The 15,554-nt window shown below is 71.4% G+C and carries 17 protein-coding genes; 7 read left to right on the top strand and 10 right to left on the bottom strand.

What is annotated here, in order from left to right:
* Positions 1-71: 71 nt before the first annotated feature.
* Complete coding sequence (locus SLINC_RS18245; RefSeq protein ID WP_067433909.1) at positions 72-1,610, bottom strand: peptide MFS transporter; 1,539 nt, start codon at positions 1,608-1,610, stop codon at positions 72-74.
* 298 nt (positions 1,611-1,908) lie between these two features.
* On the opposite strand from SLINC_RS18245, the gene SLINC_RS18240 reads away from it, so the two are divergent.
* Both SLINC_RS18240 and SLINC_RS18235 read left to right on the top strand, forming a co-directional pair.
* Positions 1,909-2,586, top strand: coding sequence for a response regulator transcription factor (locus SLINC_RS18240; RefSeq protein WP_067433906.1), 678 nt, complete (start codon positions 1,909-1,911; stop codon positions 2,584-2,586).
* A 107-nt stretch (positions 2,587-2,693) separates the two neighbouring features.
* A complete protein-coding gene (locus SLINC_RS18235; protein ID WP_067433903.1) occupies positions 2,694-3,971 on the top strand; it encodes an ATP-binding protein in 1,278 nt (425 codons plus the stop codon).
* Positions 3,972-4,019: 48 nt separating this feature from the next.
* On the opposite strand, the gene SLINC_RS18230 is transcribed toward SLINC_RS18235, so the two are convergent.
* The gene (locus tag SLINC_RS18230; protein WP_067433900.1) at positions 4,020-4,568 is read right to left on the bottom strand and encodes a GtrA family protein; all 549 of its coding nucleotides are present in this window, start codon (positions 4,566-4,568) and stop codon (positions 4,020-4,022) included.
* Between the two features lie 98 nt (positions 4,569-4,666).
* On the opposite strand from SLINC_RS18230, the gene SLINC_RS18225 reads away from it, so the two are divergent.
* The 3 genes from SLINC_RS18225 to SLINC_RS18215 are packed head-to-tail and all read left to right on the top strand — an operon-like array spanning position 4,667 to position 7,592.
* A complete protein-coding gene (locus tag SLINC_RS18225) occupies positions 4,667-5,881 on the top strand; it encodes a 5-(carboxyamino)imidazole ribonucleotide synthase (protein WP_067445472.1) in 1,215 nt (404 codons plus the stop codon).
* Positions 5,878-6,402 (top strand): 5-(carboxyamino)imidazole ribonucleotide mutase, encoded by a 525-nt coding sequence (gene purE / locus SLINC_RS18220; protein WP_067433897.1) that lies wholly within the window; start codon positions 5,878-5,880, stop codon positions 6,400-6,402. The genes SLINC_RS18225 and purE overlap by 4 nt, the downstream gene beginning before the upstream one ends.
* Positions 6,403-6,407: 5 nt before the next feature.
* Positions 6,408-7,592 carry a dipeptidase gene (locus SLINC_RS18215; RefSeq protein ID WP_107406830.1) on the top strand — a complete coding sequence of 395 codons (1,185 nt, stop codon included), beginning with the start codon at positions 6,408-6,410 and terminating at the stop codon, positions 7,590-7,592.
* A gap of 28 nt (positions 7,593-7,620) precedes the next feature.
* On the opposite strand, the gene SLINC_RS18210 is transcribed toward SLINC_RS18215, so the two are convergent.
* Positions 7,621-8,313, bottom strand: coding sequence for a response regulator transcription factor (locus tag SLINC_RS18210; protein ID WP_067433891.1), 693 nt, complete (start codon positions 8,311-8,313; stop codon positions 7,621-7,623).
* A gap of 131 nt (positions 8,314-8,444) precedes the next feature.
* On the opposite strand from SLINC_RS18210, the gene SLINC_RS18205 reads away from it, so the two are divergent.
* A complete protein-coding gene (locus tag SLINC_RS18205; protein ID WP_067433888.1) occupies positions 8,445-9,602 on the top strand; it encodes a dipeptidase in 1,158 nt (385 codons plus the stop codon).
* A gap of 7 nt (positions 9,603-9,609) precedes the next feature.
* Here the strand turns inward: SLINC_RS18205 and SLINC_RS18200 are convergent, their stop codons facing one another.
* Together SLINC_RS18200 and SLINC_RS18195 are read right to left on the bottom strand one after the other, a co-directional pair.
* Positions 9,610-10,002 carry a VOC family protein gene (locus SLINC_RS18200; RefSeq protein WP_067433885.1) on the bottom strand — a complete coding sequence of 131 codons (393 nt, stop codon included), beginning with the start codon at positions 10,000-10,002 and terminating at the stop codon, positions 9,610-9,612.
* A gap of 15 nt (positions 10,003-10,017) precedes the next feature.
* Entirely contained in the window at positions 10,018-10,377 is a 360-nt protein-coding gene (locus SLINC_RS18195; RefSeq protein ID WP_067433881.1) for a VOC family protein, read from the bottom strand.
* A 103-nt stretch (positions 10,378-10,480) separates the two neighbouring features.
* On the opposite strand from SLINC_RS18195, the gene SLINC_RS18190 reads away from it, so the two are divergent.
* Positions 10,481-10,987 (top strand): CGNR zinc finger domain-containing protein, encoded by a 507-nt coding sequence (locus tag SLINC_RS18190; protein ID WP_067433879.1) that lies wholly within the window; start codon positions 10,481-10,483, stop codon positions 10,985-10,987.
* A 23-nt stretch (positions 10,988-11,010) separates the two neighbouring features.
* Here the strand turns inward: SLINC_RS18190 and SLINC_RS18185 are convergent, their stop codons facing one another.
* From SLINC_RS18185 to SLINC_RS18165, 5 genes are all read right to left on the bottom strand, one after another.
* The gene (locus SLINC_RS18185; RefSeq protein WP_225988332.1) at positions 11,011-11,712 is read right to left on the bottom strand and encodes a cupredoxin domain-containing protein; all 702 of its coding nucleotides are present in this window, start codon (positions 11,710-11,712) and stop codon (positions 11,011-11,013) included.
* Positions 11,709-12,290, bottom strand: a complete 582-nt coding sequence (locus SLINC_RS18180; RefSeq protein WP_225988333.1) for a hypothetical protein — start codon at positions 12,288-12,290, stop codon at positions 11,709-11,711. The genes SLINC_RS18185 and SLINC_RS18180 overlap by 4 nt, the downstream gene beginning before the upstream one ends.
* 119 nt (positions 12,291-12,409) lie before the next feature.
* Positions 12,410-13,420, bottom strand: coding sequence for a cupredoxin domain-containing protein (locus SLINC_RS18175; protein ID WP_067433876.1), 1,011 nt, complete (start codon positions 13,418-13,420; stop codon positions 12,410-12,412).
* Positions 13,421-13,447: 27 nt separating this feature from the next.
* On the bottom strand, positions 13,448-14,761 hold the full coding sequence (locus SLINC_RS18170; RefSeq protein ID WP_079164592.1) for a copper resistance CopC/CopD family protein: 1,314 nt from the start codon (positions 14,759-14,761) through the stop codon (positions 13,448-13,450).
* A complete protein-coding gene (locus SLINC_RS18165; protein WP_067433873.1) occupies positions 14,758-15,348 on the bottom strand; it encodes a hypothetical protein in 591 nt (196 codons plus the stop codon). The genes SLINC_RS18170 and SLINC_RS18165 overlap by 4 nt, the downstream gene beginning before the upstream one ends.
* Positions 15,349-15,554: the final 206 nt, after the last annotated feature.

Below are 15,554 nucleotides of genomic sequence, written 5' to 3'. Positions count from 1 at the left end.
CACAGCACGTGAACCGACGGGGCCGCCGGAACCCACCCGGGTTCCAATGGCCCCGTCGGAGCAGGTCGACGCTAGTGAACGTCCCCCATCAGCGACTTCACCTTCCGCCGGTACATCCACACCGCGAACCCGGCGAGAGCCGCGAGCGCCGCCTCACCGAACACCGCGGGAGTCCCACTGAGGTCGACCCCGGCGATCGCCGGGTTGGACAGCAGGCTCGTGATCGAGTCGCCCGCGGTCACCGCGAGGAACCAGACGCCCATCATCTGCGAGGCGTACTTCGCGGGAGCCATCTTCGTCGTCACCGACAGACCCACCGGAGACAGGCACAGCTCACCCACGGTCTGGATGAAGTAGATGCCGACCAGCCACATCGGGCTGACCGCCGTGCCGTTCGCCGCCATGCCGAGCGGGATCAGGAAGAAGAAGAACGAGACGCCGACCAGGATCAGACCCATCGAGAACTTCACGATGGTGCTGGGCTCCTTGCCCCGGTGGTTCAGCCACACCCACACGAAGGCGAAGACCGGCGCCAGCGCCATGATGAACAGCGGGTTCAGCGACTGGTACCAGGAGGACGGGAAGTCGAAGCCGAGCAGCGAGCCCGCCGCCTTGCCCTCACCGAACGCCTGGACCGTGGACGCGCCCTGGTCGTAGATCATCCAGAACACGGCGGCCGCGACGAAGAACCAGATGTAGCCGGTCATCTTCGACTGCTCGGTGTCCGTCAGTTCCTTGTCCCGCTTGATGCGCAGCAGCACGCCCGCCGGGACGATCAGACCGATGACCGTGAGCGGGATCATCGCCCAGTTCAGCGTGAAGTGACCGGTGAAGCCGACGACGCCGTAGAAGACGGCCGCGACGATCACCCAGGTCAGGCCCTTGGTCAGCCAGGAGCGGCGCTCCTGGACGGACAGCGGCTTCGGTACGAGGCTGCTCTGCGGGCTCAGGTGGCGGGTGCCGAGCAGGAACGCGATCAGGCCGATCGCCATGCCGACCGCGGCCATGCCGAAGCCGAGGTGCCAGTTGACCTCCTGGCCGACGGTGCCGATGGCCAGCGGGGCGAAGAACGCGCCCGCGTTGATCCCCATGTAGAAGATCGTGAAGCCGCCGTCGCGGCGCGGGTCCTCCGGGCCGTCGTACAGGTGGCCCACCATCGTGGAGATGTTGGCCTTGAGCAGGCCGGAACCGGCCGCGACCAGTGCCAGGCCCGCGAAGAACGGTGCCTGACCGCCGGGCAGCGCCAGCACGAGGTGGCCGGACATGATGGTGACGGCGGCGATGGCCACCGTCTTGCGCGGGCCCCAGACGCGGTCTCCGAGCCAGCCGCCGGGCATGGCGAGGAGGTACACCATCGCCGAGTAGACGGAGACGATCACGGTGGTGGTCGCCACGTCCATCGCGAGGCCGCCGCCCATGCTGCCCTTGCCGGCGCCGGGGCCGCCGGAGAGCAGATAGACGGTGAGCAGGGCCTTCATGCCGTAGTAGGAGAACCGCTCCCACATCTCGGTCATGAAGAGAGTGGCCAGTCCGCGGGGGTGGCCGAAGAAGGTCTTCTCGGATCCCGGTGTGCCCGGGGAGACCGAGTCCTTCGTCAGGCTGGACGCCATTGGTCGATCCTTGCTGGTGGGGGTTTTCCGCACACAAAAGAGACCTTCAGCGTCACAACATCGCCAAAGGTCCCCGCGGTGCTACAGGCGGTCTTTTCACCATACGTCAGGATGCGACCGAAAATGGAAGGACTTGAGACCCGGATCACAGGCAACCGGGGAACCGTACACCCTATTTCTAAGGCCCCTTCACAGTTCGCACCCCACACCCATAGGTTCGCCCCAGTTCCGCCAAAGGTAAGAATCACGGGCCCAGGTCACACCCCAGGTTGGGTCAAGAGCGGTCTACCATCAGGTCATGACCCGTGTACTGCTCGCCGAGGACGATGCGTCCATCTCGGAGCCGCTGGCCCGCGCTTTGCGCCGGGAAGGGTACGAGGTCGAGGTGCGTGAGGACGGACCCACCGCGGTCGACGCCGGACTTCAGGGCGGTATCGACCTGGTCGTGCTCGACCTGGGTCTGCCCGGCATGGACGGCCTCGAAGTGGCCCGCCGGCTGCGTGCCGAGGGCCATGCCGTGCCCATCCTCATCCTGACCGCGCGTGCCGACGAGGTGGACACCGTCGTCGGTCTGGACGCGGGCGCCGACGACTACGTCACCAAGCCCTTCCGGCTCGCCGAACTGCTCGCCCGCGTGCGGGCCCTGCTGCGGCGCGGTGCCGCGGAGCCGGCGCAGCCGCCCGCCACCCACGGAGTGCGGATCGACGTCGAGTCGCACCGCGCCTGGATGGGGGACGAGGAGCTCCAGCTCACGGCGAAGGAGTTCGACCTGCTGCGCGTCCTCGTGCGGGACGCGGGCCGCGTGGTGACCCGGGACCAGCTGATGCGCGAGGTCTGGGACACGACGTGGTGGTCGTCGACCAAGACGCTGGACATGCACATCTCGTGGCTGCGCAAGAAGCTCGGGGATGACGCGGCGAATCCTCGGTACATCGCCACGGTCCGCGGTGTCGGGTTCCGGTTCGAAAAGAGCTAGAGGTACGTCGTCGGGTGCGGGTCCTCTGTGGCTGGTCGCGCAGTTCCCCGCGCCCCTAGGGGGCTGCCCTCGCCCTTGGTAGAAAATCACTGCTCCGGAGGGGCCCCGTGCGTCGCCGTCTCATCCAGTCCACCCTCGCCGTGGTGCTCGTCGTCATCGGCGTGTTCGGGGTGTCGCTCGTCATCGTGGAGACGCGGACCATCTCCACCAGTGCGCAGGAGAAGGTGGACTCCGAGGCGCAGCGGCTGGCGAGCATCGTGGACAGCAGGCTGCTGGCGTCGGGGACCGTCGACGCGAAGGTGCTCCGGGACCAGGTGGCGCAGGAACGGTACGCCGTGATCCGGATCCCCGGGAAGCCCGACATCGAGGTGGGTCCCCGGCCGGCCGGGGACGTCATCGAGGGTGAGGCCAAGGGCGAGGAGGGCGAGACCGTCATCGTCCAGGAGCCCCGCTCGTCGGTGACCCGCGAGGTGGGCCGGACGCTGCTGATCATCGGGCTGGTGGCGCTGCTCGCGGTGATCGCCGCGGTACTGCTGGCGATCCGCCAGGCCAACAAGCTCGCCTCCCCGCTGACCGACCTCGCGGAGACCGCCGAGCGGCTCGGCTCCGGCGACCCCCGCCCCCGGCACAAGCGGTACGGCGTCCCCGAGCTGGACCGGGTCGCCGATGTGCTGGACTCCTCCGCCGAGCGCATCGCCCGCATGCTCACCGCGGAACGCCGGCTCGCCGCCGACGCCTCCCACCAGCTTCGGACGCCGCTCACGGCGCTCTCCATGCGGCTGGAGGAGATCACCCTCACCGACGACCCGGACACGGTGAAGGAGGAGGCGACCATCGCGCTGACGCAGGTGGAGCGGCTGACGGACGTGGTGGAGCGGCTGCTCACCAACTCCCGCGACCCGCGCACCGGCTCCGCCGTCACCTTCGACCTCGACGAGGTCATCCAGCAGCAGCTCGCCGAGTGGCGCCCCGCCTACCGCAGCGCGGGCCGTGCCATCGTCAGCTCCGGCAAGCGGCACCTGACGGCGGTCGGTACGCCGGGGGCGGTCGCACAGGTGCTGGCCGCACTGATCGAGAACTCCCTCATGCACGGCGGCGGCACGGTGGCGCTGCGCACCCGCGTCACCGGCAACCAGTCCGTGATCGAGGTCACCGACGAGGGGCCCGGAGTGCCCGCCGACCTCGGGGCGCGGATCTTCGAGCGGGCGATCAGCGGCCGCAACTCCACGGGCATCGGCCTGGCCGTGGCCCGCGACCTCGCGGAGGCCGACGGGGGACGCCTGGAGATGCTCCAGACCCAGCCGCCGGTCTTCGCGCTGTTCCTGTCCCGTACGCACCTGAAGAAGGCGGCGGAGGAGGAGGCGGCGGAGCAGACGGTCCGCTGACCGGCATGGCGTGCCCTGTCACGGCGCGCCCTGTCATGGCACGCGCGGTTACGGCACGCGCTGGGTCGGCCGCGGCTTCTTGACCTCCGTCGCCAGGAAGGACTCCGCGCTGGCGACCGCCTCCTTGGCGGGCAGTGCCTTGAAGACCCAGGTGCGGTAGGACCAGAAGCGGAACAGCGTGGCGATGCCGATGCCGACGAACTTGAAGATGTTGCTCTGGAGCGGGCTGTCCCAGCCGAAGCCGTAGGTGGCCGCGTAGAGCACGCCGTTCTCGATGACCAGGCCGACCGCGCTGAACAGCAGGAACAGCGTGAGTTCCTTGGTGCGGCCGCTCTTGTCGCGGTCCCGGTAGGTGAAGTACCGGAACCCTATGTAGTTGAAGACGATCGCGACGACGGTCGCGATGACGCTGGCGCGCACGACCTGGAGTTCGGTGCCGTGCCGGACCAGGTTGAAGACGAGGAGGTTGACCAGCACTCCGGCCCCGCCCACCGCGCCGAACTTGACGGCCTCACGTACCAGCCGGTCCAGGCGTTGCCGTGCCGCGCTGCGGGGAGCCGGAGGCCCCGTACGGAGCCCCGAGGAACCACGTCCCATGGCTTTCCAGGCCCCCGTCCGTAGATTTCGTCAACTCAGCCATGCTAACCACCCCCCTTCGTGATCGCTTGTGCGTGGGCTCACAGATCGGTAAGAACATGCGCGGGTGGGCAGGAATTCGGCCACGGTGGCGCGGCCGATACCCTGGGGTCGTGACGTTCCCGGTAGTCGGCATGGTCGGCGGGGGCCAGCTCGCTCGTATGACACACGAGGCAGGCATCCCGCTCGGCATCAGGTTCAAGCTCCTCAGTGACACCCCTCAGGATTCCGCGGCGCAGGTGGTGAGCGATGTCGTCATCGGCGACTATCGCGACCTCGACACGCTGCGTGACTTCGCGCGGGGCTGCGATGTGATCACTTTCGATCACGAACACGTTCCCACCGAGCACCTCCGGGCCCTGGAGGCGGACGGCATCCCCGTCCGCCCCGGCCCGGACGCGCTCGTGCACGCCCAGGACAAGGGCGTGATGCGGGCGAGGCTCGACGCGATCGGCGTGCCGTGTCCACGGCACCGGATCGTGAGCGACCCGGCGGACGTGGCCGCCTTCGCGGCGGAAGGCCTCCCCGAAGGCGCGGAGGGCGACGGCTTCCCCGTCGTCCTCAAGACCGTCCGCGGTGGCTACGACGGCAAGGGCGTGTGGGTGGTCGACTCCGTCGAGGAGGCCGCCGACCCCTTCCGGGCCGGTGTGCCCGTCCTCGCCGAGGAGAAGGTCGACTTCGTCCGCGAGCTCGCCGCCAACGTCGTACGGTCGCCGCACGGTCAGGCGGTCGCCTACCCGGTGGTCGAGTCGCAGCAGGTCAACGGTGTCTGCGACACCGTGATCGCCCCGGCGCCCGATCTCGACGAGCGATTGGCGCTGAGGGCCGAGCAGATGGCCCTGTCGATCGCCAAGGAACTGGACGTCGTCGGCCATCTCGCCGTCGAGCTGTTCCAGACCCGCGACGGCCGCATCCTCGTCAACGAGCTCGCGATGCGCCCCCACAACTCCGGCCACTGGTCGATGGACGGCGCGATCACCAGCCAGTTCGCCAACCACGTCCGCGCGGTCCTGGACCTCCCGCTGGGCGACCCCCGCCCGCGCGCCCGGTGGACCGTGATGGTCAACGTCCTCGGCGGCGACTACCCGGACATGTACTCCGCGTACCTGCACTGCATGGCCCGCGACCCCCAGCTCAAGATCCACATGTACGGAAAGGACGTGAAGCCCGGCCGCAAGGTCGGCCACGTCAACACCTACGGCGACGACCTCGACGACGTGCTGGAGCGCGCCCGTCACGCTGCCGGCTACCTGAGAGGCACGATCACCGAATGAGCCCCGTTGTTGGCATCGTCATGGGGTCGGACTCCGACTGGCCCGTCATGGAGGCCGCCGCCAAGGCCCTCGACGAGTTCGAGATCGCCTACGAGGTCGACGTCGTCTCCGCGCACCGCATGCCGCGCGAGATGGTCGCCTACGGCGAGCAGGCCGCCGGCCGCGGGCTCAAGGTGATCATCGCGGGTGCGGGCGGCGCGGCCCATCTGCCCGGCATGCTCGCCTCCGTCACCCCGCTCCCCGTGATCGGCGTGCCCGTGCCGCTGAAGTACCTGGACGGCATGGACTCGCTGCTGTCCATCGTGCAGATGCCGGCCGGTGTCCCGGTCGCCACCGTCTCCGTCGCCGGTGCCCGCAACGCGGGCCTGCTCGCGGCCCGGATCCTCGCCACCCACGACGAGGAACTCCTCGGCCGCATGCGGGACTTCCAGCAGGAGCTGAACGACCAGGCCACCGAGAAGGGCAAGCGGCTGCGCGCCAAGGTCGACGGAGCGGGCGGCGGCTTCGGTTTCGGCAAGTGACCGCCGTGCACTCGCCCTCGTCGGAGGCGGCCCGGGAACTCCTGCGCGCGTTCCCGGTCGTCGACGGGCACAACGACCTGCCCTGGGCGCTGCGCGAGCAGGTCCGCTACGACCTCGACGCCCGTGACATCGCCACCGACCAGAGCGCCCACCTGCACACCGACCTGGCCCGGCTGCGGGCGGGCGGGGTCGGCGCGCAGTACTGGTCGGTGTACGTCCGTTCGGACCTGCCCGACGCGGTGCCCGCGACGCTGGAACAGATCGACTGCGTACGGCAGTTGATCGCGCGCCACCCGGCCGACCTGCGGGCCGCGCACACCGCCGCCGACATGGAGGCGGCGCGCGCGGAAGGCCGTATCGCCTCGCTCATGGGCGCCGAGGGCGGCCACTCCATCGCCAACTCCCTCGCCACACTGCGGGCGTTGTACGCGCTGGGCGTGCGCTACATGACCCTCACGCACAACGACAACAACGACTGGGCGGACTCGGCGACCGACGCGCCGCGCGCCGGCGGCCTCACGGCCTTCGGCCGGGCGGTGGTGCGGGAGATGAACCGCGAGGGCATGCTCGTCGACCTCTCGCACGTGGCGGCGACGACGATGAGGGACGCCCTGGACACCTCCGCGGCCCCGGTGATCTTCTCCCACTCCTCCTCCCGCGCTGTTTGCGACCACCCCCGCAACATCCCGGACGACGTGCTGGAACGGCTGCCGGCGAACGGCGGCATGGCGATGGTGACCTTCGTCCCGAAGTTCGTCCTCCAGGCCGCCGTGGACTGGACGGCCGCCGCCGACGAGAACATGCGCGCCCACGGCTTCCACCACCTCGCTACCACCCCGGAGGCGATGAAGGTCCACCGCGCCTTCGAGGAACGCCACCCGCGCCCGATCGCCACCGTCTCCACGGTCGCCGACCACCTCGACCACATGCGCGAGGCCGCCGGCATCGACCACCTCGGCATCGGCGGCGACTACGACGGCACCGCCTTCACCCCCGACGGCCTCACCGACGTCTCCGGCTACCCCAACCTGATCACCGAACTCCTCGACCGAGGCTGGTCCCACCCCGACCTCGCCAAGCTCACCTGGCAGAACGCGGTACGGGTCCTGGGGGCGGCGGAGGAGGTGGCGCGGGACCTCCGGGCCACGCGCGGTCCGTCCAACGCCACCCTCGGCGAGCTGGACGGCTGATCGCCGGGTACCGGTCGCGCACCGGGAGTCAGCCGCGGCTCAGCGTGTAGCCGACGCCGCGTACCGTCCTGATCAGGGACTGGTTCTCGTCGCCGAGTTTGCGGCGGAGGTAGTAGATGTACGTCTCGACGGTCCCGGAGCGGAAGGGCGCGCCCCAGACCCGCTCCAGGATCTGCTGTTTGGAGACGACCTGGCCGGCGTTGTCCATGAGGTAGGCGAGGAGTTCGAACTCGCGGTCGGACAGGTCGACACGGGCCCCGTCCCGCCAGACCGCGCGGCGGCCCGCGTCCACGGAGAGGGTGCCGTTGCGCAGCAGCCGGCTCTCGTCGGCCCGGTCGCGCTCCAGCAGTTCCTGGGCGCGGGCGACCGCCTCGGGGACCGCGAGGGGCTTGGTGACATGGCCGTCGGAGTCCGCCATCACCCGGTGCACCGCGGCTCCGGCCTCACGGTCGCCCTGGGCGGTCAGGAACAGCACCGGTGCCTGGACACCGGCGGCGCGCAGTGCCTCGTAGGTCTCGAAGGTGTCGCCGTCGGGCAGGGCCGTGTCCAGGACGACCAGGTCGGGTCGTACGGAACGGCCGATGGGTATCGCGAAGCGGCCGCGGTTGGCGGCGAACACGTCGAAGTCCAGCTCGTTGAGGGCCGCGATCAGGGGTCTGGTGCGGTGGTCGGCGTCCACCACGAGGACGCGGGCCGGGGTGGGGGGTTTTTGAAGGTTCACGTACTGACATACGAAGAACCACCGGTGAAGGTGCCCGGCCGCCGCATACCCCGAACGCCCCGCCCACCAGGAAGGCCCTCCCGCTCCGTGGCACGGTGACCCTACGGTGATCACGACGTACGGAGCCCGTCATGGCAGACCTCCAGGACGAACTGCACACCACGACCGAGGTGGGCGCGCTCGACGACCTGCCCCCGTCCCTTCCCGACCCGGACGACCTGCCGGAGTCCCTCTCCCCGCCCGTCGGGGCGGAGCCCAGCACCGCCGTCGCCGACCCGGACGCCACCCCGCTGGAACGGGCCCGCGCGCTCCTCGACGCGCACCCCGTGGCCGACGGCTACAGCGGCCTGCCGTGGGCCCTGAGGCACCTGCCCTGGTTCGACCTGGAGCTCGGGGAGAGCGCCGTCGACACGGACGTGCCACGGCTGCGTGAGGGCCATGTCGGCGCGCTGCTGTGGTCGCTGCACCTGCCCGGGGGCCTCGACGGCGACCGGGCGGTCGGCGCCACGCTGGAGCAGCTGGACCTGGTCAAGACGGTGGTGCGCACCCACCCCGAGGGGCTGCGCCTGGCCTACACCGCCGGACAGACCACCGACGTACGCAACTGCGGCCGGATCGCCGTCCTGCTCGGTCCCGCAGGCGCCGCCGCCCTCGGCGACTCGCTCGGCATCCTGCGCTCCCTGCACGCCCTCGGCCTGCGCGCCCTCACCCTGTCGGGGGTGTCCTGGGCGAGCGAGGCCGGGCTCACCCGGTTCGGCGAGGAGGTGCTGCGCGAGATGAACCGCCTGGGTGTGCTCGCCGACCTCTCCGGCGCCTCCGAGGAGACCATCCGCCGGGCCGTCGCGGTCTCCAAGTCGCCGGTGCTGTGCACCCGTTCCGCCGCCCGCGTGCTGCGCCCCCACCCCGCCAACCTGCCCGACGACCTGCTCGCCGAGCTGGGCGCCGCCAAGGGCCTGTGCATGGTCCCGCTGACCGCCGAGCAGACCGGTGCGACCGTCCGCGACGTCGCCGACCACCTCGACCACGTGCGGACGGTCGCCGGCGCCGAGAGCGTGGGCCTGTCCGGTACGTACGACGCCGGCACCGCCCATCCGCAGGAACTCGCCGACGCCTCCTGCTACCCCCACCTCATCGCGGAACTGCTGCGGCGCGGCTGGACCGAGTCCGACGTCGCCCTGCTGACCTGGGGCAACGTCCAACGCGTGCTGCGCGGGGCGGACTTCACCGCACGGGCGGCACAGCAGCGGCGCGAGCCGTCCACGGCGAAGATCGCCGAACTGGACGGATGAGTTCTCCTCAGATCGGGTCGATCCGGAGGAGGCAGAACGGATGCCCCGCCGGATCGGCGTACACCCGGAAGTCCTTCTTCTCGTAGTCCTCCCGGTCCAGGACCCGCGCCCCCAGTGCCAGCACCTTCTCCTCGGCGGCGTCGATCTCCTCCCAGGTGGTCCCGGCGTCGAAGTCGAGGTGGAACTGCTGCGCGTTCCGGTCCGAGCGCGGCCATTGAGGCGGGGTGAGGCCGGGCACCCGCTGGAAGGCCAGCCGGGGCCCGCCGGGGAGCCTCAGCACGACCCAGTCACCGTCCGCGGCCTCGGGGGTGCCGCCGCCGACCTGGGCGTAGAAGGCGGCGAGCGCGGGCGGGTCAGGGCAGTCGATCACGACGGTACGGAAACGGGCGGCCGGTTCCATGAGCGTCCTCCTGACTCAGCAGGCGCAGAGGCAGAACGGGTGCCCCGCCGGATCCGCGTAAACCCGGAAGGTCCGGGAGTGGTCCCCCGCCTCCAGCGGCTTCGCGCCGAGCGCCAGGACCTCCTTCTCCGCCGCGTCCAGGTCCTCGACGGTCAGGTCCAGATGGAACTGCTGCGAGTGGTCGGCCGCGGGCCATCGCGGCGGTACGAATCCGGCGGCGGCCTGGAACGCCAGCGACCCTCCGTCGGGCAGTTTCAGGTCCACCCACTCCCCCTCGCCCTCGACGGTGCCGCCGAGCACGTCGGCGTAGAAACCGGCGAGGGCGCGCGGGTCGGGACAGTCCAGGACGACGGCACCCAGCTTGGCGAGAGCCATGACTTCCTCCTTGAGGTCATCGCTTGAGGTCACGGTTACCTGTAGAGGCGGGTAACCAGTAACGGTTACTGCATGCTGCCTCATTGGAGGTAACGTCGCAAGCATGAGTGAGAGATCGCCCGCCCCCGGCGGACTCGCCCTGATCGAGTCCCTGGCGAACACGCTGGACATCGAGACCGGCGCCGACGCGCTGGACACGGCGGACGGGCGGGCGCGTCTCGGACTCACGGAGGAGGAGCTGCCGGACGCGCGCGAACTGCGGGAGTCCCTGCGCGCCGCCCTGCTCGCCCACGCCGGCCACCCGCCGCACCGCACGGTGACCCCGCTCGGGGAACTGCTCGCGCAGGCGCCTCTCGTCGTCACGGTCGACCCGGCCGACGGCTCGGCCGCCCTCGCCCCGTCCGACGCGGGGCCGCTGCTCTCCCGCGTGGCGGCGGCCGTCGCCCACGCCCTCGTCGAGGGCACCTGGACCCGCCTCAAGGCCTGTGAGGCCACCACCTGCCACTGGGCCTACTACGACCGCAGCCCCGCCGGCCGCGGCCGCTGGTGCTCCATGCAGGTCTGCGGAGCCCGCGCCAAGATGCGCCGCTACCGGGCGGCGAAGGACTGACCGGAGCCCTCCCCGGCCAGGCCCTAGGTGTCCTCCGCGTTCCTGGCCGTCGCCGCTCGTGAACCCACCAGGAGCAGGCACATCACCGCGACGCCGGCGACGAGGCCGGCCAGCACGAGGAGCGGGTCGAGCGGGCGGCTCGCCGAGGCGGTCGTCACCGTCTGGGGCGGCTGGGCGGGCTGCGGTGACCCGGACGGCGGCTGCGAGGGCTGCGGTGCGGCCGCCTGGGGGGCGGTGGGTGACGCCGGCGGACTGGTCGGCGACGGCATGCGGCTCATCGGCGGGCGGCTCGGCGCCGTCGTGTGGTGCTCGGGCATGGTGGTGTGCGAGGAGCCCGACGAACCGGAGCCGGCCGGGGCCTCCGTGTGGTGTTGGGTCGGAGCCGCCGCGCGGACGGTGATCCCGGCCGTCATGTCCGGGTGGACGGTGCAGTAGTAGCCGTAGGACCCGCCCGCGGTGAACGTGAAGCTCCAGCTCTGCCCCTTGTCGAGCATGGGCGAGTGGATCGAGGCCGGTCCCGAGGTGGTCTTCACGTCGTGCGGGGCCGTGTCCTGGTTGGTCCAGGTCACCGTGGAACCGGCCGGGACGGTCAGGGACGCGGGCGAGAAGGCGTACCCCTTCATCGTCACCCGGTAGGTGGCCGCCGACGCCTGGCCGGCCGACAGCAAGGGCAGGGCGAGAAGCGCGAGCACGGCCGACAGGGCGGCACCCCGGGCGGCCCTCACGAGGACTCCGCCGTGACATCCGCCGTGACATCCGCAGTGACGTCCGAAGTGACGTCCGCCGCGACATCCGCCATGCGCTCCGCGGTGAACTCCGCCGCCACCAGCAGCCGCACCCGCGTGGCAGGGCGGCGCCACGGCAGCCGGAATCCGGTGGCCCGGCGCAGCAGCCGGTACGGCAGCCGGGAGGTGCCCACGACGAGCAGCAGGTCGTCGGTGCGCCGGACCACCCGCAGACGCAGCAGGACGGGGAAGCCGGTGCCGTCCAGATCGAGGTCACCGGCGAGCTGGAGCCGCCCGTCGGCCGCCTCGACCCGCTCGGAGACGAGCGTCGCGGCGAGCGCGCGTCCGCCGAACTCGAAGCGGAACCGGGGGTGTTCGAGGCCCTCGTGGGGCACGTCGAGCGCCGCCGAGATCAGCCGCACCCGGCGCCGCAGCGTCGGCAACGGCCCGTACCAGGCGGTGAGTTCGACGAGCGAGCGGCCGGGGGCCACGGTGTACCGGCCGGGCGGGGGCAGGGGAGAGGCCAAGTCCTGCGACTCGGGCGGGGGCGGGACGGTGGGCAGGGTGACGGTCGTCATCCCGGTCTCCTTGGAAGCGGTTCCCGAAGTGTGGTGGGGGCGTGGAGAATGGGGCGTGGACGCCGCTCCGGCCGACTGAGCCTCGGCCGGAGCGGCGTCCACCCGTTTCGCGGACCGCGTCAGCAGTTGTCGGTGAGGAAGTCCGTGGTGGGCGTGAGCAGCTGCCCGGCCCAGACGGTGTGCATCTTCACGTAGCTGTCCACGTTCAGCAGATCGGTGACCTGCTGTCCGAGCGACTCGTTCAGATGCGCCGCGTAGATGTGCTGGAGCAGCGTGCCGAGCGTGCTGTCGGCCACCGTGCCGCCGCCCTCGACGGCCGGCTTGAGGATGCTCTCGATCCACACGGTGTGCATCTTGATGTACGAGTCGAGCGCCAGCGCGTCCTTCACCTGCTGCCCCGGAGACTCCTCCAGGTGTGCCGAGTAGAGGTGCTGGAGGATCGGCAGCAGCACGTTCTTGACGCTGGTGCACTGCTCGTCACCACCGGAACCTCCGCCGCCGCCGGTGCCGCCCGAGGGCGTCGGGCTGGGCGTGGGCCCGGTGGTCGGCGGAGTGGTGGGCGTGGGCGCCGGGGTCCCGCCGGGCGGTGTCGTGGGTGCCGGGGTCGGAGTGGGGGCCGGGGTGGAACCGCCACCGCCGTCCGCCGCCACGACCTTCACCGACGCCACCATGTCCGGGTGCACCGCGCAGTAGTACTCGTACGTCCCCACCTTGGTGAAGGTGTACGACCACGAGTCGCCCTGCTCCAGCGTCCCCGAGTCGAAGGACACCGGGGCCTTGGTGGTGGTGACTGTGTGCGGCGCGCTGTCGTGGTTGGTCCACTGGACCGTCTGGCCGACCTCGACGACGAGCTGCTTACCGTCGCCGAACTCGTAGCTCATGATGTCGACCTGGTGGTCGGGGGCGGCAGCGGCGGCGGGCTGCACCTCGGCCGCGGCCGCAGCGGGCGCCTGAGCCGCGCCCGCGGCCTGCTGCGAGGCCTTGGTGGAACCCGTGACCGCGCTCAGCAGTCCGAGACTGAGCACGGCGGCCAGGGCCGCCCCCAGCCCGGCGACCAGCAGGGCCCGGTTGCCGGCCGGCGGCTTGCGCCGCCGCTCGGCGGACCCATCGGTCCGTTCGGATCGTGTCACGTCAACTCCTTTGTACTGATGGGTGGTTCAACGGCCGGGATCGGCCGTGACCAGCAGACTCGTCACGGCGAGCACGACGAGGACGAGCCCCGTCTCGGCCGCGACCGAGTAGCCGAAGGACCGCACGGTGGCGGCATCGCCGCGCAGCAGCACGGCGAGATCGAGGCGGGTGCGCACCCACTGGCGGCTCGCGTACGCGGCCACCAGCACGCCCCCGAGAACGGCCGTCTTGACCAGCAGCAGCTGACCGTACGACGTGTGCAGCAGGGCGTCGTACGACCCCACCACCTGCCAGGCGAGCACCAGTCCGGCGACGACGATGGCCGTGACGCTGACGGCCGCGAGCCGCGAGTAGCCCGGCACCACCGCGGCCAGCTCCCCGGCCCGGCGGCGGGGCAGTACGGCGACGGCGAGCATGGCCAGTCCGCCGATCCACAGCGAGGCGCCCAGCAGGTGCGCGAAATCGGCGACCGCGCCCCAGGTCGGCTCGCCGCCCTCGGAGCTGTGGCCGTGCATGCCCGTCGTACGCAGCAGCCCGAAGGCCACCGCGAGGGCACCCACCCGCCAGCCCGCCGAGCGCGCGGCCCCCTGGAGCAGGGCGCCGAGCACCACGGCCGCGAGCACCCACATCAGCCCGCGCGCGGCGAGCACGACGCCGGGTTCGGTGGCCAGTACGTCCGCGTACGTCGCCGGGCGCAGGGCGTCCCGCAGGCCGCCGAGGGAGGTGTACGCCCCCTGGAGCCCGATCGCCGCCACGGTGGCCGCGAGGCCGCCCGCCCAGGCCAGCCCGAGCAGCGCCCGGGCCCGCGGCTCGTACGCCCCGAGCGGCCACAGCAGCGCCACGAAGGCGAGCCCGCCGACGAACAGGGCCAGTGACAGGTAGCCGGCCCAGCGGGCGGCGACGAGGCCCTTCCGCACCGAGGGGGAGGGTGCGGGAGCGGGGACGGAGGCCTCGTCGCCGGTCGTGGTGGCCGTCGTACCGACGGCGAAGGCGATCCGGCCCGAGGAGGCGTGACCGTCCTCCTCGTCGACCACCGACCAGACCACCGCGATGCGCCCCTGCCCCGGCGCCGCCAGGGACACCCGCACGGAGTCCGCTCCGGTGCGGGACACCGGCAGCCGGTCGCCGTCCATGGTCAGGACGCGCACGCCGGCCGGGTCGACGGCCTCGTCGAAGGTCAGGGTGAGGTGGTCGGGGGCCTTCTTCAGGGCCGCGCCGTCCTTGGGGGAGGAGGAGACCAGCTCGGTGTGCGCGACGGCGGTACCGGAGGCGCCGGTCAGGACGTAGAGGAGCGGGGTGAGGACGAGCAGGAGCAGGGCGCGGCGGACGGTCGGCGTCATGGCGTCGCCTCCGGCAGCGGAGAGGCGCCGATGCCGAGCAGACCGGGGACGGAGACGGGACCGAGACCGACGCAGGCGGACGGCGTCGGTGTCGGTGTCGGTTCCGGGCTCGCCTCCCCGCCGTCGAGAAGCCCGAACACGGGGCCGGTCAGCCCGGTCAGGAGCGGCTTCACGAGGCTGACCTCGCCGTTCTCGCACGTGTCGCCCTCGGGTGGCGTGGAGCCCGGTGGGGTCGGTGCGGGGGTGGGAGTCGGGGAGCCCGGGTCGACCGGCGGGAAGGTCGGGTGACCGGAGTGCCCCGAGCCACCGGTACCGCCCGTGCCCCCGGCCACACCGCCGGTGCCGTATCCGGCACCCCCGCCCACACCGCCGTACGACGGCAGCTCACCGGTGCCGACGGGGAACTGGTCCCCTCCGGTCCCCGGGGTGGTGGGCGTGGGCGCCGCCGGAGCCGTGGCCGCGGGCGGTGGTGTCGTCGCGGGCGCCGCGGTGTCTCCGGACGCGGCGGGGGCGCCGATGCCCGAGGCGTAGCCCAGCACGATCAGGACGGCGCCGACGAGCGCTCCCGCCACCGCTTCGTCACGCATGTCTCACTCCTGGCATGGTCAGGTCAACCCCAGGGAAGGGTGGGGCGAATGCGACCAGTGGAGTGGAGTGCGGATTCCGCGCGACTACGCGTTTGTTAAGCGATCATTACCTAGCTCTCTTTTACGGGTGCTTGGTCTGTGAGAACGGTCCATTCCGCTCCGCGCTCGAATTCGATTCGAACTCGTGTTGATGATTTCGGGGACGA

The sequence above is a fragment of the Streptomyces lincolnensis genome, assembly GCF_001685355.1.
Lineage (GTDB): Bacteria > Actinomycetota > Actinomycetes > Streptomycetales > Streptomycetaceae > Streptomyces > Streptomyces lincolnensis.
The sequence above is the reverse complement of the archived record's forward strand: the minus strand, read 5'-3'. Positions and strand labels throughout refer to the sequence as shown.